Consider the following 24,348-nt stretch of genomic DNA (forward strand, 5'->3'; position numbering starts at 1 on the left):
TATACTGAAATGGTCGTTTCACAACCAGCAGTGAGGATCGCCATGCCGCGCACGCAGGATTTCGACACGGCCGAAGTGGTCGGCCGCGCCCGCGACCTGTTCTGGGACAAGGGCTTCGAAGCCACGTCGATACCCGACCTCGAACGCGTCACCGGACTGAATCGGTCGAGCCTGTACAACGCATTCACCAGCAAACGCGGACTCTTCGACGCCGCCGTGCACGACTACCTGGACCGGGTGGTTCGCCCCCGCCTCCGCATCCTGACCGACGAACCGACCCGCCCCGACGCCGCCGAGCGCTACTACCGCAGCCTCGCCGGCGCCCTCGCGTCCCTCCCCGGCGAAACCCCCGGACGCGGGTGCCTGCTACTCAACAGTGCCGCAAGTTTCGCCGCACACGACGACACGCAGCGCTCCGTCGTCGACGCATACCAGCGCGAACTGTCCGGGGCGCTCACCCACGCTCTCCGGGCCCACGACCCGGACGCGTCGACTGCCACCCTGGCACACCGGACCCGGCTCCTGACATCACTGTCCGTCAGCGCCCTCCTGTTGTCGCGGGTCAATCGGGACGAAGCCGTCGCGGTCGCGAACACCGCTGTCGAGCAACTGGAGGAATGGCGGCCCACCTCCTGACGTGAGTGGCAAAGTGTGCCCCGGCACGCCTTGCCACTCACATGGCGGTGACCCAGTCCGCCATCACGTCCGCCAGCGCCTCGGCGCCTCGGTTGCAGTCGTCCGCTTCGGCGAACTCGTCGGGCGAGTGGGACACGCCGGTGGGGTTGCGGACGAACATCATCGCGGTGGGCACCTTCGCGGACAGGATTCCGGCGTCGTGCCCGGCAGCGGTCGGGAGGACGGGAATGTCACCGAGGTGGGCGAGCGAGCGCCGCAGTCGTTCCCGGGTCGAGTGCGGGAACTCGACGATCGGCGTGACCGATTCGGCGTCGACTTCCAGACCGATACCGTCGGCGGCCGCGTAGGCCTGCGCCTCGGCGGTGATCTGCTGCACCAGCTTCGTCAACGTCTCCTCGTCGGCGGCCCGCGCGTCGAGCCACGCCCGCACCTCCGACGGAATGGCGTTGGCACCGTTGGGAAGTACCCGCACCTTGCCGAACGTCGCAACCGCCTCGTGCAGCGTCGCGGCGGTCCGGGCCGTGTGGACCGAGGACGCGAACGCGAGCATCGGGTCGCGGCGGTCGACGAGCCGGGTGGCGCCGGCGTGGTTGGCCTCCCCCGAGAACACGAACTGCCACCGGCCGTGCGGCCAGATCGACGAGGCCACGGCGATGGGGCTGTCGATCAGGTCGAGGGCGCGTCCCTGCTCGACGTGCAACTCGACGTACACGCCGACGCGGTCGACCAGGTCGGGGTCCTCGCCGAGATGGTGCGGGTCGCGGCCGGCGCCGACCAGTGCTTCGCCGAGGCTGATGCCGTCGTTGTCCCGCAGCGCCAGGGCGCGTTCGGGTGCCACTGCCCCGGTGGACAGTTGCGAGCCGACGCACGCGACACCGAACCGTGCGCCCTCCTCGTCGGAGAACGCAGTGACCGCCACCGGACGCGTCGGCGTGATCCCCCGCTCGCGGACGAGGTCGATCGCGGCGAACGCGGACACCACCCCCAGCGGTCCGTCGTAGGCTCCGCCGTCGGGCACCGAATCGAGGTGCGAGCCGGTGACGAACGCGTCGCGAGGGTCGCCGTCCCAGCCCTCGGGCATCCACCACGCCCACAGATTGCCGTTGCGGTCCTCCTCGACGCTCATGCCACGAGCCTGCGCACAGTCCGAGAACCATTCGCGCAGCGTCATGTCGGCGTCGTTCCACGCGAATCTTCGGTATCCCCTGGTCGACTTGTGCTGTCCCACATCGAGGATGCTCGCCCAGAGCGAATCGAAGGAAGTCATGTTCTCGGTCCTCTACTCATAGTTCCAAGCCGGTAGGCTCTTCGCGCCCGTGCGCCTTTCTGGTTGCTCCAGCTACCAAAAAGGCGCACGGGTGGCGGAGCCGCCTACAGGGCGCCGGGGATCCAGGTGGTTCCGGCGAGGGGCACGCGGGCCATCGCCGACGCCTCGACGGTGAGGGCGACGAGGTCCTCGGGTTCGAGGTTGCGCAGGTGCGACTTGCCGCAGGCGCGGGCGAGGGTCTGCGCCTCCATGGTGAGCACCCGCAGGTAGTTGGCGAGGCGGCGGCCGGCCTCGACGGGGTCGAGGTTCTTGGACAGTTGCGGGTCCTGCGTGGTGATGCCGGCGGGGTCCTTGCCGGCCTGGAAGTCGTCGTAGAACCCGGCCGCCGAGCCCAGTTCCTCGTACTGCTTCGCGTAGCGGGGGCTGTTGTCGCCCAGCGCGATCAGGGCGGCGGTGCCGATGGCGACGGCATCCGCCCCGAGTGCCATGGCCTTCGCGACGTCGGCGCCGCTGCGGATGCCGCCCGACACGATGAGCTGTACCTTGCGATGCACCCCGAGTTCCTGCAGCGCCTGGACCGCCTGCGGGATCGCGGCGAGGGTGGGGATGCCGACGTGCTCGATGAACACGTCCTGGGTGGCGGCAGTGCCGCCCTGCATTCCGTCGACCACCACGACGTCGGCACCGGCCTTCACGGCGAGCTTCACGTCGTAGTAGGTGCGGGTGGCGCCGACCTTGATGTAGATCGGCTTCTCCCAGTTGGTGATCTCGCGCAGTTCGATGATCTTGATGGCGAGGTCGTCGGGTCCGGTCCAGTCGGGGTGCCTGCACGCCGACCGCTGGTCGACACCCATCGGGAGGGTGCGCATCCCGGCGACGCGTTCGGTGATCTTCTGTCCCAGCAGCATTCCGCCGCCGCCGGGCTTGGCGCCCTGGCCGAGGACGATCTCGATGGCGTCGGCCTTGCGGAGGTCGTCCGGGTTCATCCCGTACCGGGACGGAAGATATTGGTAGACCAGGTTCTTCGACTGCCCGCGCTCCTCCGGGGTCATGCCGCCGTCACCGGTGGTGGTGGACGTACCGACCTCGCTGGCGCCGCGGCCGAGGGCCTCCTTCGCCTGCGCGGACAGCGCCCCGAAACTCATGCCTGCGATGGTGATCGGGATGTCGAGGTGCAGCGGGAACTTCGCGTTGCGGTCACCGAGCACGACGTCGGTGTCGCACTTCTCGCGATAGCCCTCGAGCGGGTACCGCGACATCGACGCCCCGAGGAACAGCAGGTCGTCGAAGTGGGGCAGCTTCCGCTTGGCACCCCACCCGCGGATGTCGTAGATGCCGGTCTCGGCGGCCCGCTGGATCTCGGAGATGACGCCGCGGTCGAACGTCGCCGATTCGCGCAGGGCCGGGTTCGGGGTGTTCATGACGGTTCTCCTAGTACGCGCTGGCGTTGTCGACGTGGAAGTTGTAGAGCTGGCGGGCGGAGCCGTAGCGGGTGAACTCGGACGGGTCGGCGTCGAAACCGGCCGCGTCGAGCAGTTCCCGCAGTTCGGTCAGGTGCTCCTCACGCATGTCCTTCTTGATGCAGTCGGCGCCGAGGGACGCGACGGTGCCGCGGACGTAGATCCGGGCCTCGTACAGCGAGTCGCCGAGCGCCTCGCCGGCGTCGCCGAGGACGACGAGTCGGCCGGCCTGACCCATGAACGCGGACATGTGCCCGATGTTGCCGCCGACGACGATGTCGACGCCCTTCATCGAGATCCCGCACCGGGCGGCGGCGTTGCCGTCGATGACGAGGAGTCCGCCGTGGGCGGTGGCACCCGCGGACTGGGACGCATCGCCCTTGACGTGCACCGTGCCCGACATCATGTTCTCGGCGACACCGACTCCGGCATTGCCGGTGACGGTCACCGTGGCCTGCTGGTTCATGCCGGCGCAGTAGTAGCCGACGTGCCCTTCGATGGTGACGTCGATGTCCGAATCGAGGCCGCAGGCGAGCGCGTGCGCACCCTGGGGTCCGGTGACCGTGACCGCCTTCGGCGCCTCGGGCGAGGAGAGACGCTCGTTGACGGCCCGGGTGCTCGACGTCGCGAGATCGAGGACGGTTGCTTCTGTGGTGGCTACCGGTGCCATACGTACACCTCTTCCGGTTCGGGCTCGAAGATTCGGGCGTTGTCGACGCCGGGCAGGTTCGCCAGGGCGCGGTATTCGGAGGCCATCGCGACCCACTGGTCGGTCTCGGCGATGACGGCGGGCTTGCAGGAGATGGCGTCCCGGACCACGGCGAACGAGTCGGCGGTCGAGACGAGGAGGGTGTAGAAGCCGTCGAACGTCTCGTTGAGCATCAGCAACGCCTTTTCCAGGTCGACGCCCTCGGCGAGCTGCTTGGCGACGAACCGTGCCCCGACCTCGGTATCGTTGGCGCTGTCGAACACGACGCCGTTGCGTTCGAGCTGATGCTTGATGGTCATGTGGTTCGAGAACGACCCGTTGTGCACCAGGCACTCGTCGGGACCGACGGAGAACGGGTGCGACCCCTCGGCGGTCACCGCGGATTCGGTGGCCATCCGAGTGTGGGCGACACCCTGCCAGCCGCTCGCCGACGGAAGACCGAACCGGTGCGCCAGGTCGATGGGGTTGCCGACGCCCTTGAGGACGGTCAAGTCGTCGCCAAATCCGATGACCCGTGCCGACGGCACCACGCTGCGGACGGCCGCTGCGAGATCCTCCGCACCGACGACGCCGTGCAGGACCGTCGTCGGAGACAGGTCGATGCCGGTGACGGTGGTGTCGAGCGAAGCGGACAGCGTCGCGGCGAGTTCCGATGCGGGGATGGGGCAGTCGAGCAGCGAGACCGTGGACTCGCCGACCGGGGACCACGTCGTGTCACCGTAGATTGCCATGCCTGCGGAATCGGGTCCGCGGTCGCACATCTGCCCGAGCATGTCGGTGAGCAGGGCGCCGAGTTGTGGGTAGAGGGACGGCTCACGCAGGTGAAGTCCGACGATTCCACACATGGATGTCTCCTTTCGGGAGGTCTGTCAGAACGCTGTCAGGTAGTGGTCGAGCTCCCAGGGGGAGACGGTGTTGTGCCAGGCGAAGAACTCCTCGCGCTTGAGTTTCGCGAAGTACTCGGCGACGCCGGGGCCGGCGACGTCGAGGGCGCCCGTCACGATGGGATCGGATTCCAGTGCGTCCATCGCGTGTAGCAGCGTCATCGGCAGCATGTCGCTGGGACTGTCGCCGGACCCGGGGGTACCGGGGTCCAGATTCCGGGCGATGCCGTCCAGTCCGGCGGCGACGGCGGTGGCCGCGGCGAGGTACGGGTTGGCTGAACCGTCCCCGCCGCGCAGTTCCACCCGGTTCTTGTCCGGCACCCGCAGATAGTGGGTGCGGTCATTGCCACCGTAGGTGGCGTATCGCGGCGACCAGGTGGCACCACTGCTCGTCGAAGTGGCACCGGTTCGCTTGTAGGAGTTGACGGTCGGGGCGATGACGCCCTGCAACGCGCAGGCGTGCTCGAGAATTCCCGCGATGAACGCGTACGCGGTCGGCGACAGCCCCAGCCCCTTGGGGTCGTCGCCGTCCGGGAACACCGAACCGCCCTCGTTCCACAGCGACAGGTGCAGGTGCATGCCGGACCCGGTGCGGTCGGAGAAGGGTTTGGGCATGAACGTGGCCTTCATGCCGCGCTTCTCGGCGATCACCGACAGCAGGTACCGGGCGGTGATCACCCGGTCGGCGGTGGTCATGGCGTCGGCGTAGTCGAAGTTCTGCTCGAACTGCCCGTTGCCGTCCTCGTGGTCGTTGGCGTAGTTACCCCAGCCGAGCGTGTTCATGGCCGCGGACACCTCGGTCAGATGGTCGTACATCCGGGTGACGTCGCGGGCGTCGTAACACGGCTGCCGGCTGACGTCGGCGGTGTCCGCGGTGGTGAGTTGCCCGTCTCCGGTGCGGTGGACGAGGAAGTATTCGATCTCCGCGCCGACGTTGACGGACAGTCCGAGATCGGACGCCTTCTTCAGCGTCTCCTTCAGGATCACCCGCGGCGCATACGGCCAGGGTTTACCCTCCACGTGCGGGTCGCAGTGCACGATCGCCAGTCCGGGCTTGACGAACGGGATCGGCGTGAACGACGAGACATCCGGTACGGCAACGAGATCGGAATCCTTGGGCTCCTGACCCATGTGTCCCGCCGCGTAGCCGGCGAAGCCGACGCCGTCGTTCTGCAGCTGCTCGACGGCCTCGATCGGGACGAGTTTCGCGCACGGCTTGCCCGACAGCGTGACGAACAGGGCGAGGATGAAGGTGGTTCCGGTGGCCCGGGCCACCTCGGACAAGGTTTGCGGCGGGGATGTCACGATGTTCTGCGCGGTGAACGCGTCAGCAGTGTCGACAGCCATGGGTAGCTCCTGAACTGGTGGTCTTCGAGTGAGGGGGTCTGTGGGTCAGCGCATCTCGCCGGCGCCCTCATAGGGGTGCAGGCTGAAGAGGAGGTCGTCCTCCTCGAAGCGTGAGTAGCGGAAGTCGGACGGCTCGACGTTCGGGAGGGTGGTCGTGCCGTCGTCGAGGAGCATGTCGGCGACGAGGCGGCCGACCGCCGGCGAGATCTTGAAACCGTGACCGGAGAACCCGGTGGCCAGGAACAGTCCGTCGACCGGTGCGGGTCCGATGATCGGGTTGTAGTCGGGAGTGACGTCGTACGCGCCGACGTAGCTCGAGGTGATCCGCGGATCGGGCATGTCGGGCAGACGGTTCCCGAGCTTGCCGATGTTCTTCTCGATGGTGCTGTCGTCCGCGCGGTTGCTGTACTTGTCGGGGTCGATGTATTCGGGGGCGGCGTGGTCGCTGTTGCCGACGAGCAGTTCGCCGTTGGGCTCGCGGCAGATGTATTGCAGTCCGGCGAGGTCCGACAGCACCGGCACCTCCGGGGTGGGAACTCCCTGGTCGATCAGGACGAGTTGCGCCCGTTGCGCTTTCACCGGGATGTCGACACCGACACCGGCACCGAGTTCGGGCGCCCAGGGTCCGGTCGCGAGGATCACGTGCTCGGCGTGCACCTCGTCGCCGTTCTCCAGGGTCAGCCCGTAGACGCGGCCGTCCGCGTTCTGCAGCAGCGACGCCACCGGCGTGCTCTGGCGGATCGTGACGCCCAGCTTGCGGGCCGAGGCACCGAACGCCATGCCAGCCATGTACGCCTCACCGCGGCCACCGAGGGGCTCGTACGCGAAGGCGGCGAAGTCGTCGAGATGCAGCCCCGGCCACAGTTCGGCCATCTTGTCGTGGCCGATGTAGTCGACGTCGATACCGAGGCCCTGCATCATCGCGACGTTCGCCTTCAGCGGGTCGATGTTGTTCTCACCGACGCCGACCACGTATCCGCACTGGCGGAATGCCATGTCGTCGCCGAAGATCTCGGTGGCCCTGGTGAAGATGTCGACGCCGTACCACGACATCGCCGCCAGCGACGGCGTCCCGTAGTGGCACCGGACCACGCCACTGGACTTGCCGGTCATGCCCGAGCACAGGGTGTCACGCTCGAGGACCAGGACATCGGTCTCTCCGCGGTCCGCGAGCGACCACGCGATGGCGAGACCTTCGAGTCCCCCACCGACGATCACGAACTTTGCTGTCTGTGTCACGTTGCTTCCTTCATTCGGCCGGATGATCGGGCGCTGTCGGCATGGGTAACGGTTCGTTTCATGTCATGAATCGCGGTTGTTCACTATGAAACAGCTCCACTATGTCGATCGTGTTACGGCAACGTTGTTGGTGCATCACCAAATTATGGCGTTCACAAGCTATCTCAATAAATATCCTCGCTCTGATCTGCACGTTTCCGGCTCTGTCCGATTGATTTACGTCATCGAAATACGTCGTGTGGTTTCCTGTTGCTACTCCTCGTTTCATACAGAGGAGTTCGCGGACCCAACTCACCACACCTTCAGGGAGAACCCATGACCACGACCGACAAGCCCACCGCCGTCCCGTTCCGCGTCACCGCTGGATTCCACGAGAACCTGCCTCAGATGCCGGTCTCGGAGTACCCGGGCACGAAGGGATACATCGACGACGTCTTCGCCAACCCGGACGGCTCGGAGATGTCGGCCGGCTACTTCGAACTCCAGCGCACCGACGCCCCGCTCGACTACTACTACGCCTACGACGAGATGAAGGTCGTCCTCGAAGGGGAGTTCACCCTCGAGAACCTCGACACCGGCCAGGTCGAGGTGGCGAAGGCGAAGGATGCGATCTTCTTCCCCAGGGGCTCGCGTATCCGCTTCACCACCCCCGACCGCGCACTGGCCTACTTCGTCGGCCACCGTTCCTTCGCTCCCTGATCCGCGATGGCGGTATCGATGAGGTCGACCAGCGTCCCACGGTGGCGATCCGACTACTCGGCCGTCGACGACCTCGCAGCGGGCGCTCTCGTCACCCGCTACGTACTGGTCTCGGAGCGCTCGATCGGCGCGCAGGTCATCCGCGAGCTGTCCGAGCGCGTGGCGCCCGTTCCCACTCGCACGGTGATCATGGACGACGGGGCCGGATCCGGGTTCGGCGGGCTCGGCGAACTGCTGTCCGAGGCGCGCATCGGGTGGCGGTTCGTCGTGGCGGGCCCCGAGCGCATGGTGGGGGCGGTGCGTGCCCGGCTGATCTCCGCGGGCGCGTTGCCCGCCGAGATCGCCGCGATCATCGACCCCGACGCCCCGGTGCGCGACGTGTTCTGCGCGCACTGCCACACCACGTCGCCCTCGGTGCCGGTCGCCATCGGCGGCCGGACACCGTGCGCCGGTTGTTCCGCCGAACTCACCGTCTACTACCACTACTCCCGACGCCACAGCGCCTACCTGGGATATCGAGCCGACTCGGAGGAACTGCCATGACCACGGCCCTCGAAACAGTTGCGGGCGAGAGCATCACCGGAGGGCTCACTCTGACAGTGCGCGAGGCACGGCTGCTGTGCCCGGGCATCCGTCACGTCGTCCTCGCGGACCCGGCAGGCCGCACCCTGCCGTCGTTCACCCCGGGCAGCCACATCGCCGTCACCTGGGCCGAGGGTCGGCATAATTCCTACTCGCTCACCGGCCCCTCGATCGAGCCGGACCACTACGCGATCTCGGTCCGGCTCGACGAAAACGGCCACGGGGGTTCGCGCTGGGTCCACGACCTCCAGCCGGATCAGCGCATCCGTGTGAGCCTTCCGCGGAGTGCGTTCGCGCCCGTGCTCAATACTCGGCACCACCTGCTGGTCGCGGGTGGAATCGGCGTCACACCGATCCTGTCGCACGTCCGGGCCGCGCTCGAGTGGGGTCGTTCGTTCGAAGTGATCTACTCTTTCCGCGACCAGTCGGGAGCGCACGCCGACGAGTTGGCGGCGCTGTGCGGTGACCGGATGATCACGGTCTCCACACCCGGAGAACTCGCAGACCGCCTTATCCCGAAGCTGGCGGACCAGCCACTCGGTACCCACGTCTACACGTGCGGTCCCGCGCCGATGATCGCGGCGGTGGCCGAGTGGGCCCGCGACTGCGGCTGGCCGCCGGGGCGCGTGCACTCGGAGGCATTCGGGGCGGGCCCGCTCCCCGAGGGGGCGCCCTTTGCCGCCACGCTCGGGCGCACCGGAATGATCGTGCCCGTGCCCTCGGGAACCAGTCTCCTCGAAGCGTTGCTGGACAAGGGAATCAACGTTCCGAACCTCTGCCGGCAGGGTGTGTGCGGCGAATGCCGGCTGTCGGTTCGCGGCGGTGAGATCGAACACCGCGACCTCTTCCTCACCGAGGAGGAGAAGGCCTCCGGAGATTCGATCATGCCGTGCGTATCACGTTCCGCAGGAGACCGATTGGAGCTGGATCTGTGACAACCACCGACTCGCGCGCCGACCACATCGCGCGCTTCCCGTTCCCCTTCCCTGGAGACCAGTACCGCTACAGCACCAACGTCGAACCGGCCGGACACTCGACCGACACCCTCGCCGGCAGTTGGGGCGCCACCCGCATCGCCATCGACGCCGACTACCAACGCGAGCTGGCCGAGCGCGAACGGATCCTGGCCGAGGATCCGTCGCGGCACCAGTGCCTGCCCCACATGGTTCCCGCCGCATGGGACGCGATGCTCACACTGATGCGCACCCTCGCCGACGAATACCCCGGCACCATGACCCTCGAACGGCGCGGCGACACCTGGTTCTGGAAGAACGACCTACTCGGGATCGAGCACAGCTTCGTGTTCGGCGACCCCGCCACGTTGCCGGCGCCGCCGCTGGTATACATCTGCGGCCAGATCCAGGAAGACGTCGTGCTGCTCGACCAGCGTGAGGGCGAATTGTGGGGCGACGCCGGACTGGTGACGTTCGCGGCGGACTGGTCCTTCGGATTCGACGTGGGCATGAGCTTTCTCGAAATTCACGGCCCCGTCCCGCGAATTCACAGCGAGAAGATCATCACCCGCGCACACAACTTCCTGATGCGGCTCGAGCCCGGCCAGAGCTACCGGCGCACCAACTGGTCGTTGACCGTGGACGGCAAACTCGACACCTCGACCGAGACCTATCCCCGGTGGGGAAAGGACCGGCGCACCCTCGCCGACGGTCCGCTGGACGAGGTCGGGGACCGCTTGTTCCTGAGAACCGAAGTGCAGCATCTGATCCGGCTCGCGCACTCCGGCACCGTCATGTTCCTGATCCGGACGTATCTGCTGTCGTTCCGGGACGTCGCATCCGTTCCGGAGTGGGGCGATCGGCTGTACCGGGTACTCGAGGACCTCCCGGTGGACATGGCCGAATACAAGGGCATCAGCCGCACCCGGGAACCCGGCATGAGATGGCTGCTGACCCATGGGAACGTCGTACCGTGACGCTGGCCGACGGGCGGCCGCGAAGGCCGGCACCCCAGACCGATCCGGCTCTCGACCTCGTTCTCGCGACGGTCTCCGTGATCGCCCGCGACGGCCTGCGCGGTCTGACGACCGAGGCCGTCGCCCGTGAGGCCGGCGTTTCGGACGAGGCAGTCCTGCACAGTGTCAGATCGACGGACGCCCTCGTCGACGCCGCACTCCGTTACGCACTGGACAAGAGCGCGAGCGTCTTCGCCGACATCGCCGCCGGATCGTCGCTCGACCAATTCGTCGAACACCTCACCGATCTCGTCGCCCGCGATCCCGACCTCCAGGTCTTCCAGTACGAGTTGATGCTCGAGTCCCGGCGCACGCCACGCCTCGACCCGCACGTGAAACTGCTGTACGCCACGTACATCGAGGCGACGTCCCAGGCACTGACCCGGCTGGGCATCACCGCCGACGAAGACCTGACCCTGCTGGTGTACTCGGCGATCGAGGGATTCATCATGCACCAGCTCGTCGCGAAGGACCGTCCCGCGACGGAGCGTGCAATCGAGCGCCTACGCCGGATCCTGTCGACCGCGCGGTAGTCCCTTCACGTGAGTGGCAAAGTGTGCCCCGGCACGCTCTGCCACTCACGTGCGGTCGAGGATCTCCGCCACCACGACCGACGCCGGTCCGGAGACGCGCACCGACCCCCGCTCGACGAGGAGGCAGTCGCCCGGCTCGACGAGACCGAGGTCCGTCGTCAGCCGCCCACCGAGGACCAGGGCGAGAGCGGCCAGCCCTCCGTCGGCGGTCACGTCCTGCGCCGCTCCGATGTCGACGATGTTCACGGAGGCCGCGGTGGTGGTCCTGTGGACCATGACGTTGAACGCCTCGGTCGGCCCTTCCGCCACGCAGTCGGGGCCGCGCTCACCGGCGAAGGCCGTCGGATTCAGGCGCGGAATCAGGGTGGGGCCGCCGCCGAAGTCGAGTGACACGGGATGGTCGCCGATCACCGTGAATATCCGATCCACCCCGGGAAACGGCGAGAAGAAGGTCGAACCCGCCTCGAGCGTCGCGACGCTGAATCGCCACCGGGACGCGACACCGGCGGCGATCTCCGCTGTGGTGCCCGCGCCGTTGGCCCACGGGGTGGTCCGGCGATCCGCGTGACGGACGATGCGGGCCTCGCGAACTGTGGTCACGCTTTCTCCTCACCTAGAGAGTTCACTGTCAAGATACTTTGTTTCGCACACCAGCACGCAGGCGCACGCCGAATTCCGTTACGCAGTTGTCACGCGGCGAACCATTTCCGCAATCTCCGCTTTGGTTCACTGACACTAGACATTGATTCCCAAAGGCGGACACGACAAGTGTCGCGCCATCCTCGATCAAGGTGGACGACTATGAACGAAGCAGTCGCTGCGGCCGACACCGCCTGGATTCTTGCGGCCTTCACGGCAGTGAGCCTCATGGTGCCGGGCCTGGCCATGTTCTACGGCGGAATGGTCAGCGTGCGCAACACCCTCAACATGGCCATGATGACGTTCGGCGCGTTCGCCGTCGTCGGCGTGCTGTGGATCGTGTTCGGCTACTCCGCCGTGCTGGGTAACTCCCTCGGCGGTCTCGGCATCCTGGGCGACCCCCTCGAGTACTTCGGCTCCAGTTCATTACTGGAGGCCCCCGCCGAACCCGGACTGCCGCCCGCCCTGGTCTCCGGATTCCAGCTGTTGTTCGCCGGCATCACCGTCGCGCTCATCTCCGGAGCGCTGGCCGACCGGATGAAGTTCGGTGCCTGGATGGTGTTCGCCGGGCTGTGGGCCACGTTCGTCTACTTCCCGATCGCACACTGGGTGTTCGCATTCGACTCCGAGGACGGATCGGTGATCGGTGGATGGATCGCCAACACCCTCGGCGCCGTCGACTTCGCCGGCGGCACGGCCGTGCACATCAATGCCGGCGTTGCCGCTCTCGCGGTCGTCCTGGTCCTCGGGGCCCGCAAGACGTTCCCCGTCTCGCCGCGCCCGCACAGCCTTCCCCTGACCATGCTCGGCGCAGGAATCCTGTTCTTCGGTTGGTTCGGGTTCAACGGAGGCTCGGCCCTCTCCGCCGGAAACAGTGCGTCCGTCGTCATCCTCAACACGGTCGCCGCGTCGTGCGCCGGCATCTGCGCCTGGCTCGTCGTCGAGAAACTGCGCGAAGGCCACGCCACGTCGCTGGGCGCCGCGTCGGGTCTGATCGCGGCGCTGGTCGCCATCACGCCGGCCTGTGGCGCCGTCTCACCCCTCGGCGCGCTGGTCGTGGGAGGCGCGGCCGGCGCGGTTTGCTGCTTCGCGGTCTCCTGGAAGTACCGGCTCGGCTACGACGACGCACTCGACGTCGTCGGCGTGCACCTTGTCGGCGGCATCCTCGGTACCGTTCTGATCGGTTTCCTCGCGGATCCGGCCGCTCCCAGCGGCGCGACGGGACTCTTCTACGGCGGTGGCATCGACGTGCTGTGGCGCCAATGTGTTGCCGTGGCAGCCGTTCTCGCGTACTCCTTCGCGGTCACGCTGGTGATCGTCCTCGCACTGAAGAAATTCATGGGCATCCGCGCGGACCAGGAAAGCGAATACGACGGTCTCGACGTCTCCGTCCACGGCGAGACGGCCTACGTGCTCGACGCCGTCGGCCTGACCGGCGCCTCGAAGCACGGCACCGACGCGGTGCTCGGTGCAGAAGCGATCACGACCAGGGCAGCGGACCCCGCGAAGGCCTGATCCAGCGTCCGACACAGACAGTGGCCCAGCCCCGCGGAATGCTGCGGGGGCAGGGCCACTGCCTGTGTCCCAGCTAGGTCAGGCTCTGAACCAGACCCCGAAGCCTCGCGCTGTAGTTGTTCGGCTGGGCCGAAAGGAACTGACTCAGCACGATCAGGTCGAATTCCTGCATGGCGGCCGAATCGGCAGTAATCGAGGCATGATTCGTCACTTCGTGCTCCAGTAGTTCGACCGCCTCACGCCACCCACGGATCGCGGGTCTTCCGAGTTCCATCTGCGGCTCGAATCGCAGTGGTTCGACGAGTGGGCTGCCGAGAATCTCCTGCAAGTGCTCCTCGAGGCTTTGGCGCGCGAGTCGGATGATCAGCTGAGTCTGCCCTTCGTGCCACTGCATGGTTGCCGGGCGGCCCGGCTGCAGAATCGACGCGACCGACATCGTCGAATCGAACTCCTCTGCGCCAGAGGTGATTCGGGCCGTACCCGACAGAGGGATCTGAACGACGTAGAAATCGCCGGGATCGTTCGGGTTCATCCGCGCATCGGTCCCGTAGTCGAAATAGTAGAGACCGATCGTGCCCGCGGTGGCCAGGTGAACCGGCTCGAGGCGGTCGAAGGGCAGCGCGGCCTTCTCTTCGGACGCTATCTGAACTGTCGATATCACGGTAACCACAACCTTTCGAACCATCTGCCACTCTACGCGCCGGCGCGGGGGCGAAGGAAGGTCGAAATCCCGATTCTGCCGTCAGTCCTCGTGATGGTCCGGGTACGCCGTGACGGCGAGGAACCGGATGGGCAACCGCACGAGATCGTTGGGCCCGTGCAGACCTTCACCGTCGAGCAGCAGCGAATCCCCCGGCCGCAGCGTGTACTCGGCTTCACCGTGCCCGTAGACCATGACACCTTCGAGCATGTAGAGCAGCTCGGTGCCGGCGTGCTGGAACAGCGGAAACGTCTCGCTGGAGTCGGTGAGCGTGACCAGAACCGGCTCGAGTCGCTTGTGCTGCCCGCGCAGTGCGCCGAGAAGTTCGTAGTGGTGCCCCACCCGGGTGCCTCGCCCGACGATGACCGCACCGTGGCCCGCCTCGACGTACACGGCGTCGCGTGCGGTGTCGGCACCCCGGAACAGGGAGGTCACGGGCACGTCGAGTCCGGTCGCCAGACGCGCCAGCGTCGACAGACTGCACGAGGTCTGCGAGTTCTCGATCTTCGACAGCATGGCCTTCGAGATTCCGACTTTGGCCGCCATGTCCCCCACGGAGAGTCCACTGGCTTTACGAAGCGACCGCACCTGCCTGGCGATCACCTTCTCGAGATCGGGCCCGGTCGGCGTATCGGACGGCACCTCACGCTCGACGGGCGCTGGGTCTCCCGTGTCGCGGTGGACCTCGGTCTCGGGTCGAGTGGTCACGTCCGCATCGTAGCAGCGCCGTTTACTGTCAGGAAACGGCGACTCACTACGCCGGACGGTGAATCGGTGCGCATACGAGCAACAACCATGCGCATGCGTGCAAGACGACGCCGCGCCCGCGCCCGCATGCTTGTGACAGCCATCACAACACCACCGGGAGAGTTGACGCTATGACCGCAGTACACGAGAACGTCAGTGCCACAAGACTTCCTGATGGAACCGCAACCGAGTTGTTCATCGGCGGGCAGTGGCGCGCGGCGTCGGACGGCGGGAAGTTCACGGATCTGAACCCGGCCACCGGTCGCCCCCTCGCCCAGATCGCGTCCGGCACCGCCCAGGACATCGACGACGCGGTCCGGGCCGCCCGCACGCAGCTGAACGGTGAATGGGGTTCACTGCCCGGCGCCGCCCGCGGACGAATCCTGAACAAGGTCGCCGATCTCATCGAACGCGACGGCGAGATCCTGGCCCGGCTCGAGGCCCTCGACGTCGGCAAGCCCGTCGGCCAGCCCACCATGCTCGACATCCCGATGGCCGCCGGCACGTTCCGGCACTTCGCCGGCTGGGCCGACAAGATCACCGGCCAGTCCATCCCGACCGCCGGCTACTTCGGCCGGCCCACCCACTCGTACACCGTCCGCGAACCGGTCGGCGTGATCGGCGCGATCGTCCCGTGGAACACCCCGCTGATGATCTCGGCATGGAAGATCGCCCCCGCGCTCGCTGCCGGGAACACCCTAGTGGTCAAGCCACCGGAGGACGCACCGCTGTCGATCCTGCACCTCGCGACGCTGCTGGAAGAGGCCGGACTGCCCGCAGGCACCGTCAACATCGTGCCCGGGCTCGGCGAGGTCGCGGGCGACGCACTCGCCGGCCACCCCGGCGTCGACAAGATCAGCTTCACCGGCAGCCCCCGCATCGGCCGGATCATCGCCAAGCGCGCCGCCGACACGTTCAAGCGCACCACCCTCGAACTCGGCGGCAAGTCCCCGCAGATCATCCTCCCCGATGCCGACCTCGAGGCCGCCATCAACGGCACCGCGATGGGACTGTTCTTCAACCAGGGCGAGGTCTGCGCCGCCGGCACCCGCATCCTGGTGCACCGCTCGCTGTACTCGCAGGTGGTCGACGGTCTCGCCGCCGCCGCTGCCGCGCAGGTCCTCGGCGACCCGTTCGATCCGGCCACCACGATGGGCGCCCTGGTGAACGCGAAGCAGCGTGACACCGTCCTCGGCTACATCGAGGCCGGACGCAGCGAAGGCGCACGGGTCGCCGCCGGCGGTGGCCGTCCGGACGGGGACGGGTTCTTCGTCCAGCCGACCATCTTCGCGGACGCGAACAACGACATGAAGATCGCGCGGGAGGAGATCTTCGGCCCCGTCGGCACCGTCATCGCGTTCGACACCACCGACGAGGCGATCGCGATCGCCAACGCCACCGATTACGGGCTCGCCGCCTCTATCTGGACGCGCGACGTGTCCCACGCCCACACCCTCGCCGGCAAGGTCCGCGCCGGAGCGGTCGCGGTCAACGGCTGGGCACCCATCGACCCCGCCCTGCCCTGGGGCGGCATGAAGACCAGCGGCACCGGCCGCGAACTCGGCTGGGCCGGAATCGAAGCCAACACCGAGGAGAAGGTCGTCACGATCATCCTCTGACCCCACCGCATCGACGTCGTCGGACAGGAGCAGGACTTATGAAGACCCAGGCAGCAGTGCTGTGGGAGCCCGGTCAGCCGTGGCAGATCGAAGAACTGGAACTCGACCCGCCGAAGCACGGAGAAGTGCTTCTGCAGTTGGCGGCGTCGGGGATGTGCCATTCGGACGAGCACGTCCGGGACGGCAGCCTGCCGCTCGAGTACTACCCGTTCATCGGCGGCCACGAGGGCGCCGGTGTCGTGCTCGAGGTCGGGCCGGGGGTCACCAGCGTCGAGAAGGGCGATCACGTCGCCCTCGGGTTCATCCCTGCGTGCGGCCGGTGCCGGCAGTGCGCGACGGGCCAATCCAGCATCTGCGACCTGGGAGCCCACCTGCTCGAGGGCTGGCAGATCTCGGACGGCACGGCGCGGCATCACGTTCGCGGCAAGGACGCCGCCATCCAGTGCCTGATCGGGACGTTCTCGCCGTACACGGTGGTCAACGAGGCGTCGTGCGTCAAGATCACGAAAGACATTCCCCTCGACAAGGCGGCGCTGGTCGGCTGCGGCGTCACCACCGGCTGGGGGTCGTCGGTGTACGCGGCCGGCGTCCAGGCCGGTGAGACCGTCGTCGTGATCGGCATGGGCGGCGTCGGGTGCGGGGCGGTCCAGGGCGCAGCGCTCGCCGGGGCGCGGCACGTCGTGGTCGTCGACCCGTCGGAATTCAAGCGGGAGCAGGCCAAGATCTTCGGCGCGACCCACACCGCGGCGAGCATCGACGAGGCGCTCCCCCTCCTCCAGGACCTGACGTGGGGCCAGCTCGCCGACAAGGTGCTCATCACCGTCGCAAATGCGAGTGGCCGCATCATCGCCCCGGCGATGAGCCTGGTGGCCAAGGGCGGCACCTGCGTCCACGTGTCGGTCGGCGACGTCACGCAGAACGACGTCGACCTGAACCTGTTCGATCTGACGGCGATGCGCAAGACCCTCAAAGGCGCGTGGTTCGGCAACGCGAACATCCGGTTCGACATCCCTCATCTGCTCCGCCTGTACATGGAGGGTCAGCTGAAGCTCGACGAGATAATCACGAGGACATACACACTCGATCGGATCAACGACGGCTACGAGGCGATGCGGAAGGCCGAGAACGTCCGCGGCGTCATCATGTACTCGTAGATCGGCACAGACGGGAGCGGTGGGGCGCTGCACGCATCTCCGCTCCCGTCATGGCTCCCTGTCCCATGCCGTACGTGTTCCTGATTGCCGCGATCGCCGCCGGTCTCGTCGTCTCGGGAGTGGTCGTTCTCAATCTCGGCGGAGCTCATTGATACCGTGGTCGCATGATCGCTGGTGGGGCAGGTACGCGTCGTGCCTAAGCTCGTGGATCACGACGAACGTCGGCGAAGCATCACCGCCGCCGCCTGGCGGCTGATCGCCGCCCGCGGTATCGACGCCGCCAACATGCGCGACATCGCCACCGAGGCCGGCTACACCAACGGCGCCCTGAGTCACTACTTCGCCGGCAAGGACGAGATCCTCCGGACGTCGTACGAGCACATCTCCGAGGCCACCGACCGCCGGATCACCGAGGCGCTCGGCGACGCGACCGGGCTCGACGCGCTGCGCATCCTGTGCCGCGAAGTGATGCCGATCAACGAGGAGCAACTCCTCGAGGCGCGGATCGCCGCCTCGCTGTGGCCCCGGGCCATGTACGACGAGCAGATGGCCGCGACCAACCGCCGGACGATGGACAATTGGCGCGAGCAGATGGCCGTCTTCCTGGAGCAGGCGCGCGAGGAGGGCACCGTTGGCGACATCGACGTCAGCATCGTGGTCGAGCAACTACTGAACATGATGATGGGCATGCAGATTCTGGGTGTCCTCACGCCGGGCGAAACGTCGGCGGCACGTCAGCTGGAGATGCTCGAGCAGTTCGTCGCCGCGCTCTGAGCCGGCCGCGGCTCGACCAAAAACGTTGCCCCGGAATCTGTTAGCTCGGCATCATTGACCGAACGATCAGTATGATCGGGCGCGAAACTCACTGTTTACACGAGGGCACCTCGGCTGTAACGTACGTCACTAAGCTTTTATTTCAACACCCGTAGAACCAAAGGATCGCGACATGCCCACCCTTTCCCCTGCGCGTATCGACCACCCGCTGTCGCTGCCGACCGTCGAAGAAATCGCCTCCCTCCGCGAGATCCTCGAGGCCGCCGACGCGCTGACCGAGCAGACGAGATTCGTCTACGTCGGCCTCGAGGAACCGGACAAGTCGACGCTGTACACGGCGGAGGCCCCGGAGACCGATCGCCGATTCCGCGTTCTGCTGCACGACATCTCGTCGCCGAATGCGGTGGACGTCGTGGTGTCCGTGACCCAGCGGTCGGTGATCAGCTCGGTGACCCTCGACGCCGCCCGTGACGGTCAGATGCCCGTCCTGGACGAGGAGTTCGAACTCGTCGAGCAGGTACTGGCCGCCGACGAACGCTGGCTCGCCGCGCTCGCCGCCCGCGGACTCGACGTCGCCGACGTCCGGGTCGCTCCCCTCTCCGCGGGTGTCTTCGACTACCCCGGCGAGACGGGCACACGGATCCTCCGGGGGCTCGCGTTCCGCCAGGACCACCCGAAGGACCATGCCTGGGCCCACCCGATCGACGGCCTCGTCGGATTCGTCGACGTCATGAACCGGACCGTCACCGATGTTCTCGACCTCGGCGCCGTCCCGGTCCCCGAGGAATCGGGCAACTTCGACGACCTCGCCGTCACCGGCCCCCTGCGCACCACCCAGAAGCCCATCGAGATCACCCAGCCCGAGGGCCCCAGCTTCGTCGTCGACGGCAACCGCGTCGACTGGGAGAAGTGGTCGTTCCGCGTCGGTTTCGACGCCCGCGAGGGTCTCGTCCTCCATCAGCTCGGATTCGCCGACGGTGACCGGGTCCGCCCGATCATCCACCGCGCGTCCATCGCCGAGATGGTGGTGCCCTACGGCGATCCCTCGCCGGTCCGGTCGTGGCAGAACTACTTCGACACCGGCGAGTACATGGTGGGCCGCTACGCGAACGCCCTCGAACTCGGCTGCGACTGCGTCGGCGACATCACCTACTTCGACGCCGTCATCGCCGACGAGTTCGGCACCCCCAAGACGCTGAAGAACGCCGTGTGCATGCACGAGGAGGACTTCGGCGTGCTGTGGAAGCACACCGACCTGTGGGCCGGCTCCGCCGAGACCCGCCGCCAGCGCCGTCTCGTCATCTCCTTCTTCACCACCATCGGCAACTACGACTACGGCTTCTTCTGGTACCTGTACCTCGACGGCACCATCGAATTCGAGGTCAAGGCCACCGGCATCGTCTTCACGTCGGGTCATCCGGGCGGCGACTACCCGTATGCCTCGGAGATCGCCCCCGGCCTCGGCGCCCCGTACCACCAGCACTTGTTCAGCGCCCGCCTCGACATGATGATCGACGGCGCCCGCAACTCCGTCGAGGAGGTGCAGACCAAGCGGGTGAAGATGGGCCCCGGGAACCTGCACGGAAACGCGTTCACCCTCGAGCGCACGCCGCTGACGAAGGAATCCGAGGCGCAGCGCCTCGCGGACAACAGCGTCGGACGCGTGTGGCACATCAGCAACCCGAACAAGCTGAACCGTCTGGGCAAGCCGGTGGCGTACGCACTCCACCCGGAGGGTCAGCCGATCCTGCTGGCCGACGACGACTCCTCGATCGCGGCGCGGGCGACGTTCGCCACCAAGCACCTGTGGGTCACCCAGTTCGACGAGAAGGAGCGTTACGCGGCAGGGGATTTCGTGAACCAGCACGCGGGTGGCGCCGGACTGCCCAGCTTCGTGGCCGGCGATCGGGATCTGGAGAACGAAGACGTCGTCGTCTGGCACACGTTCGGCCTCACGCACTTCCCGCGACCCGAAGACTGGCCGATCATGCCCGTCGACTACACCGGATTCACGTTGAAGCCCAACGGCTTCTTCGACCGCAACCCCGCTCTCGACGTTCCCCGCACGACGTCGAAGCACTGCGCGACCGGAGGCGGCAGCTGCCACGCGGACGGGGGAACAGATGTCTGACACCACCACGGGTTCGGGAGCCGGCACGTTACGCGGATCCATCGGCGTCGTCGGGATCGTCTTCCTCGTCATCGCCGCGGCCGCACCGCTGACCGCGATCGGCGGCGCTCTGCCCGTCATGATCGCGATCGGCAACGGTGCGGGCGCCCCGACCGCCTATCTCATCGCCGCACTGGTCCTGCTCGTCTTCAGCGTCGGATACGCGGCCATGAGCAGCCACATGGTCGACACCGGCGCCTTCTACGCCTACGTCGCCAAGGGGCTGGGCGAGTCCTGCGGGCTCGGCGCGGCCGGCCTCGCTCTGCTGACCTACACCGCCATTCAGGCCGCCGTGTACGGTCTGGCCGCCGCGACGATTCAGGGCCTCGTGGTCCAGTACGGCGGACCCGACCTGCCGTGGTGGTTTTGGGCACTGGTGCTCATCGCGCTCGTGGCCGTGCTCGGCTATCGCAGCATCGACCTCGGCGCGAAGGTCCTCGGGGTTCTCCTCGTGCTCGAGATCGGCATCATCCTTGCGCTGTCGTTCGGCGTGCTCGCGAAGGGCGGCGCCGCCGGCATCGACTTCGCGTCGTTCACCCCGACGTCGTTCTTCAGCGGATCCCCAGGCGTCGCACTGATGTTCGCGATCGCGTCGTTCATCGGATTCGAGGCGACCGCGATCTACGGTGAGGAGGCCCGCAACCCCCGGCGCACGATCCCGATCGCGACGTACGCCGCCGTCATCGTCATCGGACTCGTCTACGCCCTCGCCAGCTGGGCCGTCGTCCTCGCGTTCGGCAGCGACAACGTGGCCGCAGCCGCAGCCGAGGACCCCGCCGGGCTGACGTTCGCGGCGGCCGCGCACTTCCTCGGCGGTCCCGCCGCCGACGTCATGGCCATCATGCTCGTCACGAGCCTGTTCGCCGCGCTGCTGGCCTTCCACAACGCCATCTCCCGATACGTGTTCGCCCTGGCCCGCAAGGGCGCGGCGCCGCGAGCCCTGTCCCGCACCCACACCAAACACGGTTCCCCACACATCGGCTCGATCGCCCAGACGGTCTCCGCGGTGGTGGTCGTGGGAGTGTTCGCAGTAGTCGGCGCGGATCCGGTGCTGGAACTGTTCACCTGGATGGCGGGTCTGGCCACCGTGAGCATCCTGGTGCTGATGGTGCTCACCAGCGTCGCGATCATCGTCTTCTTCGCCCGCACCCGGCTCGATACCCGGCTCTGGCACACCCGCATCGCCCCGGTACTCGGTTGCGTGGGCCTGGTGGCCGTCACCGGGTTGGTGCTTGACAACTTCACCACGCTGATCGGCGGGTCGGAACTGCTCGCGAACATCCTGCTGGCAGTGATCGCCCTGTTCTTCGTGGCCGGACTGGTCGTCGCCCGGTTCACCCGGCAGAGCCGGGCGGACGTCGAGCAGCATCGCGAACTCACCCCCACGATCTGAGCCCGAGAATGTTCGAGATCCCGGCCGTGCACGCGGCGATGGTCGTCGGAGCCGTCGGGGCCGTCATGCCGATGTGGCGGTCCCACGGCACGGACTGCAGGGTTCGGATCGCGCACGGCGCGATGGCGGCGTCCATGGTGACCATGATGATTCCCGGTGTGCCCGAATGGATTCATCTCCTTGAGGGCGCAGTCCTCGTCGCCCTCGCCCTGTTCGTCACCGGTGAGACGATGCACCGCCGGACCGCCATTCCCTGCGCGGTGGATCTCACGGCCATGGGAGTGCTGCTGCTGCTCGCCCCGACGGCGCCGATGCCGGCACCCTCGGCGTCGGTGCCCCAGGGCCACCATCACGGAGGCGCCGAACTGTCGACAGGCTGGCTGCCCGTCGCCATCCTCGTCTGCTGGGCCCTGATCGCACTACACCTCTTTCGCTCCACCCCGCCCCGCGAACGCCGCTCCGGCGTCACCACCGCGGCAGCGGGATCCGCACTGATGATCCTGGGAATGGCACCGATGGCCGTCTGATCCCACTCCCCGACCGCAACCTGGAGGAACCGATGAGTTACGCCGATACCGTCTACATCCACGGCAAGGTCTTCACCGTCGACGACGACTTCACGATCGCCACCGCACTGGCGGTGCGTGACGGACTGGTCCAGGCGGTGGGCAGTGACGCCGAGATCGAAACCCTGATCGGACCGGACACCGTGGTCACGGACCTCGGCGGGAAGACCGTCCTCCCGGGAATCAACGATTCGCATCTGCACGCCATCGCCTACGGGCTCGACACTCCGCCGCTGTCGCTGGACGTGTCGTTCCCGGCTGTCCGGTCGATCGCGGACGTCCGTGAACTCGTGCGGGAGGCCGCCGCCGCGGCCGAGGACGGCGAGTGGATCATCGGAACCGGCTGGGATGACGGGTATCTCGACGAGTGTCTCGCCGAGGCCGGTCGGACGCCGACCCGCTGGGACCTCGACGAGGTGTCCCCGAACAATCCCGTTTTCCTGCAGGACTTCTCGCGCCACACGTCGTGGGTGAACAGCGCGGCGCTCACGCTCGCCGGGGTGGACGAGACCACCCCGTTGCCGCCGGGCAGCCTCATGCCCGTGGGTGAGGACGGCCTGCTGACCGGCATCGTCATGGAGGGTGCGCAGGCGCTGGTGCAGCGTGTTCTCCCGGCCCTCACCCGGGAGCGCCGGGAGGAGGCACTCCGCTCGGCGATCTCGATTCTGCAGAGCGAGGGCATCACCAGCTTCACCGATCCCGCGATCGGCCCCGGCGGCGAGGCCCTCGCCGGTGGCGCGATGGGCGCCGAGGGCCTCGCGGTGTATGCCGACCTCGCCCGCCGCGGCGAACTGGGCGCCCGCGTCAACCTTCTCCTCCTGCCCACCGGAATGTCCGGGTCGGCTGAGGATTTCGGACAGAACCTGGCGGACATCGAGGTTCCGGAATCGGTGGATCCGCGGATGTTCCGGGTGCTCGGGGTGAAGGTGTTCGCCGACGGCATCCCGCCGAGCAAGACCGCGTGGATGCACGAGGAGTACGTCGGCGGCGGCTGCGGCTCACTCTGCGTCGGCGGCGACACCGACGAGCGTCAGGTGTACGAGGTGACCGAGATGGTCCGCATCGGCCACGAGTCCGGCTACCAGATCGGTGTGCACGTCACCGGTGACCGTGCCATCGACACCGTCGCCGACGCAATCATCGCCGCGCAGAATGCGCACCCCCGTGAGGATGCCCGACACTACCTGATCCACGGCGACTTCATCAGCGAATCCACCCTGAAGCGCCTGGCCGACAACGGCATCGGCGTCAACATGAACCCGACGATCAAGTGGACGATCGCCGACCTGGAGGTCGGGGTGGTCGGGACCGAACGAGCCGCCTACGAATGGCCGTATCGCAGCGCCGTCGAATCCGGGGTCCACCTGATGAGCAGTTCCGATGCACCGGTCACACCGCCCGATTGGCGCCAGGGCATCTCGACGATGATCCTGCGCGAGAGCAAGGCCAGCGGCGCGGTGAGCGGGCCCGACCAGTGCATCGGGCTCGCCGACGCCGTCCGCACGTACACGATCAACGCAGCCTGGCAGGACTTCGCCGAGGACTGGAAGGGGTCCCTCGAGGTCGGCAAGGTGGCCGATCTGTGCATCCTCGACGGCGACCTCGAGACCATCGACCCACACGACATCCCGGCAATGCAGGTCGTCTCCACCGTGCTGGGTGGAGAGGTCGTGTTCCAGCGCGTCGCCGAAAGCGTCGCGTAAGCCCGGTACCGATACGTCGGAACAGCCGGTTCGCCTCGGTCGG

General features: G+C 67.2%; 23 protein-coding genes. 14 read left to right on the forward strand and 9 right to left on the reverse strand.

Annotation, left to right across the window (positions count from 1 at the left end):
* Positions 1 to 42: 42 nt before the first annotated feature.
* Entirely contained in the window at positions 43 to 636 is a 594-nt protein-coding gene (locus tag FND50_RS31705; RefSeq protein ID WP_144288347.1) for a TetR/AcrR family transcriptional regulator, read from the forward strand.
* A gap of 37 nt (positions 637 to 673) precedes the next feature.
* Here FND50_RS31705 and FND50_RS31710 read toward each other — a convergent pair whose 3' ends face one another.
* From FND50_RS31710 to FND50_RS31735, 6 genes are all read right to left on the reverse strand, one after another.
* The gene (locus FND50_RS31710) at positions 674 to 1,903 is read right to left on the reverse strand and encodes an allantoate amidohydrolase (protein ID WP_007301619.1); all 1,230 of its coding nucleotides are present in this window, start codon (positions 1,901 to 1,903) and stop codon (positions 674 to 676) included.
* Positions 1,904 to 2,007: 104 nt separating this feature from the next.
* The gene (locus FND50_RS31715; protein WP_144288348.1) at positions 2,008 to 3,324 is read right to left on the reverse strand and encodes an FMN-binding glutamate synthase family protein; all 1,317 of its coding nucleotides are present in this window, start codon (positions 3,322 to 3,324) and stop codon (positions 2,008 to 2,010) included.
* Between the two features lie 10 nt (positions 3,325 to 3,334).
* Positions 3,335 to 4,033: a protein glxC gene (locus FND50_RS31720; RefSeq protein WP_144288349.1), complete on the reverse strand. Its 699-nt coding sequence runs from the start codon at positions 4,031 to 4,033 to the stop codon at positions 3,335 to 3,337.
* The gene (locus FND50_RS31725) at positions 4,021 to 4,917 is read right to left on the reverse strand and encodes a glutamine amidotransferase family protein (protein ID WP_144288350.1); all 897 of its coding nucleotides are present in this window, start codon (positions 4,915 to 4,917) and stop codon (positions 4,021 to 4,023) included. Before FND50_RS31725 ends, FND50_RS31720 begins: the two co-directional genes overlap by 13 nt.
* Before the next feature lie 24 nt (positions 4,918 to 4,941).
* Entirely contained in the window at positions 4,942 to 6,303 is a 1,362-nt protein-coding gene (glnT, locus tag FND50_RS31730) for a type III glutamate--ammonia ligase (RefSeq protein WP_144288351.1), read from the reverse strand.
* Positions 6,304 to 6,348: 45 nt separating this feature from the next.
* Positions 6,349 to 7,542 carry an FAD-binding oxidoreductase gene (locus FND50_RS31735; RefSeq protein ID WP_144288352.1) on the reverse strand — a complete coding sequence of 398 codons (1,194 nt, stop codon included), beginning with the start codon at positions 7,540 to 7,542 and terminating at the stop codon, positions 6,349 to 6,351.
* Between the two features lie 315 nt (positions 7,543 to 7,857).
* Between FND50_RS31735 and FND50_RS31740 the strand changes: the two genes are divergently transcribed.
* From FND50_RS31740 to FND50_RS31760, 5 genes are read left to right on the forward strand one after another with little or no spacing between them, the layout of a single operon-like run.
* The gene (locus tag FND50_RS31740) at positions 7,858 to 8,241 is read left to right on the forward strand and encodes an ethanolamine utilization protein (RefSeq protein WP_005250830.1); all 384 of its coding nucleotides are present in this window, start codon (positions 7,858 to 7,860) and stop codon (positions 8,239 to 8,241) included.
* A gap of 6 nt (positions 8,242 to 8,247) precedes the next feature.
* On the forward strand, positions 8,248 to 8,784 hold the full coding sequence (locus FND50_RS31745) for a dimethylamine monooxygenase subunit DmmA family protein (RefSeq protein WP_144288353.1): 537 nt from the start codon (positions 8,248 to 8,250) through the stop codon (positions 8,782 to 8,784).
* Positions 8,781 to 9,758 carry a PDR/VanB family oxidoreductase gene (locus FND50_RS31750; protein ID WP_144288354.1) on the forward strand — a complete coding sequence of 326 codons (978 nt, stop codon included), beginning with the start codon at positions 8,781 to 8,783 and terminating at the stop codon, positions 9,756 to 9,758. The genes FND50_RS31745 and FND50_RS31750 overlap by 4 nt, the downstream gene beginning before the upstream one ends.
* Complete coding sequence (locus FND50_RS31755; protein ID WP_144288355.1) at positions 9,755 to 10,753, forward strand: DUF3445 domain-containing protein; 999 nt, start codon at positions 9,755 to 9,757, stop codon at positions 10,751 to 10,753. Before FND50_RS31750 ends, FND50_RS31755 begins: the two co-directional genes overlap by 4 nt.
* A complete protein-coding gene (locus FND50_RS31760; RefSeq protein WP_144288356.1) occupies positions 10,750 to 11,325 on the forward strand; it encodes a TetR/AcrR family transcriptional regulator in 576 nt (191 codons plus the stop codon). The genes FND50_RS31755 and FND50_RS31760 overlap by 4 nt, the downstream gene beginning before the upstream one ends.
* Positions 11,326 to 11,370: 45 nt before the next feature.
* On the opposite strand, the gene FND50_RS31765 is transcribed toward FND50_RS31760, so the two are convergent.
* Complete coding sequence (locus FND50_RS31765; protein WP_144288357.1) at positions 11,371 to 11,925, reverse strand: HutD family protein; 555 nt, start codon at positions 11,923 to 11,925, stop codon at positions 11,371 to 11,373.
* 201 nt (positions 11,926 to 12,126) lie between these two features.
* On the opposite strand from FND50_RS31765, the gene FND50_RS31770 reads away from it, so the two are divergent.
* On the forward strand, positions 12,127 to 13,479 hold the full coding sequence (locus FND50_RS31770; protein WP_133985284.1) for an ammonium transporter: 1,353 nt from the start codon (positions 12,127 to 12,129) through the stop codon (positions 13,477 to 13,479).
* A 73-nt stretch (positions 13,480 to 13,552) separates the two neighbouring features.
* Here the strand turns inward: FND50_RS31770 and FND50_RS31775 are convergent, their stop codons facing one another.
* Positions 13,553 to 14,164 carry a transcriptional regulator gene (locus FND50_RS31775; RefSeq protein ID WP_144288358.1) on the reverse strand — a complete coding sequence of 204 codons (612 nt, stop codon included), beginning with the start codon at positions 14,162 to 14,164 and terminating at the stop codon, positions 13,553 to 13,555.
* A gap of 57 nt (positions 14,165 to 14,221) precedes the next feature.
* Complete coding sequence (locus tag FND50_RS31780; protein ID WP_144288359.1) at positions 14,222 to 14,887, reverse strand: XRE family transcriptional regulator; 666 nt, start codon at positions 14,885 to 14,887, stop codon at positions 14,222 to 14,224.
* 170 nt (positions 14,888 to 15,057) lie between these two features.
* Here FND50_RS31780 and styD point away from each other — a divergent pair, with 170 nt between their 5' ends.
* From styD to FND50_RS31815, 7 genes are all read left to right on the forward strand, one after another.
* Complete coding sequence (styD, locus tag FND50_RS31785; RefSeq protein WP_144288360.1) at positions 15,058 to 16,545, forward strand: phenylacetaldehyde dehydrogenase StyD; 1,488 nt, start codon at positions 15,058 to 15,060, stop codon at positions 16,543 to 16,545.
* Positions 16,546 to 16,583: 38 nt separating this feature from the next.
* Positions 16,584 to 17,699, forward strand: a complete 1,116-nt coding sequence (locus tag FND50_RS31790) for an NDMA-dependent alcohol dehydrogenase (RefSeq protein ID WP_144288361.1) — start codon at positions 16,584 to 16,586, stop codon at positions 17,697 to 17,699.
* Positions 17,700 to 17,903: 204 nt separating this feature from the next.
* The gene (locus FND50_RS31795; protein ID WP_144289214.1) at positions 17,904 to 18,473 is read left to right on the forward strand and encodes a TetR/AcrR family transcriptional regulator; all 570 of its coding nucleotides are present in this window, start codon (positions 17,904 to 17,906) and stop codon (positions 18,471 to 18,473) included.
* Positions 18,474 to 18,645: 172 nt separating this feature from the next.
* Positions 18,646 to 20,604 (forward strand): primary-amine oxidase, encoded by a 1,959-nt coding sequence (locus FND50_RS31800; RefSeq protein ID WP_144288362.1) that lies wholly within the window; start codon positions 18,646 to 18,648, stop codon positions 20,602 to 20,604.
* Positions 20,597 to 22,036 carry an APC family permease gene (locus FND50_RS31805; protein WP_144288363.1) on the forward strand — a complete coding sequence of 480 codons (1,440 nt, stop codon included), beginning with the start codon at positions 20,597 to 20,599 and terminating at the stop codon, positions 22,034 to 22,036. The genes FND50_RS31800 and FND50_RS31805 overlap by 8 nt, the downstream gene beginning before the upstream one ends.
* An 8-nt stretch (positions 22,037 to 22,044) precedes the next feature.
* Complete coding sequence (locus FND50_RS31810; RefSeq protein WP_144288364.1) at positions 22,045 to 22,563, forward strand: DUF5134 domain-containing protein; 519 nt, start codon at positions 22,045 to 22,047, stop codon at positions 22,561 to 22,563.
* 32 nt (positions 22,564 to 22,595) lie between these two features.
* Complete coding sequence (locus FND50_RS31815) at positions 22,596 to 24,305, forward strand: amidohydrolase (protein ID WP_144288365.1); 1,710 nt, start codon at positions 22,596 to 22,598, stop codon at positions 24,303 to 24,305.
* Positions 24,306 to 24,348 lie beyond the last annotated feature (43 nt).

The organism is Rhodococcus sp. WB9 (genome assembly GCF_007558985.1).
Taxonomy (GTDB): domain Bacteria; phylum Actinomycetota; class Actinomycetes; order Mycobacteriales; family Mycobacteriaceae; genus Rhodococcus_F; species Rhodococcus_F opacus.

What these genes read in the sequence shown, in the direction of transcription:
- FND50_RS31720 (WP_144288349.1), bottom strand. Translation starts at nt 4,033, where the DNA reads ATGGCACCGGTAGCCACCACAGAAGCAACCGTCCTCGATCTCGCGACG.
- FND50_RS31810 (WP_144288364.1), top strand. Translation starts at nt 22,045, where the DNA reads ATGTTCGAGATCCCGGCCGTGCACGCGGCGATGGTCGTCGGAGCCGTC.
- FND50_RS31775 (WP_144288358.1), bottom strand. Translation starts at nt 14,164, where the DNA reads ATGGTTCGAAAGGTTGTGGTTACCGTGATATCGACAGTTCAGATAGCG.
- FND50_RS31770 (WP_133985284.1), top strand. Translation starts at nt 12,127, where the DNA reads ATGAACGAAGCAGTCGCTGCGGCCGACACCGCCTGGATTCTTGCGGCC.
- FND50_RS31710 (WP_007301619.1), bottom strand. Translation starts at nt 1,903, where the DNA reads ATGACTTCCTTCGATTCGCTCTGGGCGAGCATCCTCGATGTGGGACAG.
- FND50_RS31725 (WP_144288350.1), bottom strand. Translation starts at nt 4,917, where the DNA reads ATGTGTGGAATCGTCGGACTTCACCTGCGTGAGCCGTCCCTCTACCCA.
- FND50_RS31705 (WP_144288347.1), top strand. Translation starts at nt 43, where the DNA reads ATGCCGCGCACGCAGGATTTCGACACGGCCGAAGTGGTCGGCCGCGCC.
- FND50_RS31740 (WP_005250830.1), top strand. Translation starts at nt 7,858, where the DNA reads ATGACCACGACCGACAAGCCCACCGCCGTCCCGTTCCGCGTCACCGCT.
- FND50_RS31805 (WP_144288363.1), top strand. Translation starts at nt 20,597, where the DNA reads ATGTCTGACACCACCACGGGTTCGGGAGCCGGCACGTTACGCGGATCC.
- styD (WP_144288360.1), top strand. Translation starts at nt 15,058, where the DNA reads ATGACCGCAGTACACGAGAACGTCAGTGCCACAAGACTTCCTGATGGA.
- FND50_RS31815 (WP_144288365.1), top strand. Translation starts at nt 22,596, where the DNA reads ATGAGTTACGCCGATACCGTCTACATCCACGGCAAGGTCTTCACCGTC.
- FND50_RS31800 (WP_144288362.1), top strand. Translation starts at nt 18,646, where the DNA reads ATGCCCACCCTTTCCCCTGCGCGTATCGACCACCCGCTGTCGCTGCCG.
- FND50_RS31715 (WP_144288348.1), bottom strand. Translation starts at nt 3,324, where the DNA reads ATGAACACCCCGAACCCGGCCCTGCGCGAATCGGCGACGTTCGACCGC.
- FND50_RS31750 (WP_144288354.1), top strand. Translation starts at nt 8,781, where the DNA reads ATGACCACGGCCCTCGAAACAGTTGCGGGCGAGAGCATCACCGGAGGG.
- FND50_RS31790 (WP_144288361.1), top strand. Translation starts at nt 16,584, where the DNA reads ATGAAGACCCAGGCAGCAGTGCTGTGGGAGCCCGGTCAGCCGTGGCAG.
- glnT (WP_144288351.1), bottom strand. Translation starts at nt 6,303, where the DNA reads ATGGCTGTCGACACTGCTGACGCGTTCACCGCGCAGAACATCGTGACA.
- FND50_RS31745 (WP_144288353.1), top strand. Translation starts at nt 8,248, where the DNA reads ATGGCGGTATCGATGAGGTCGACCAGCGTCCCACGGTGGCGATCCGAC.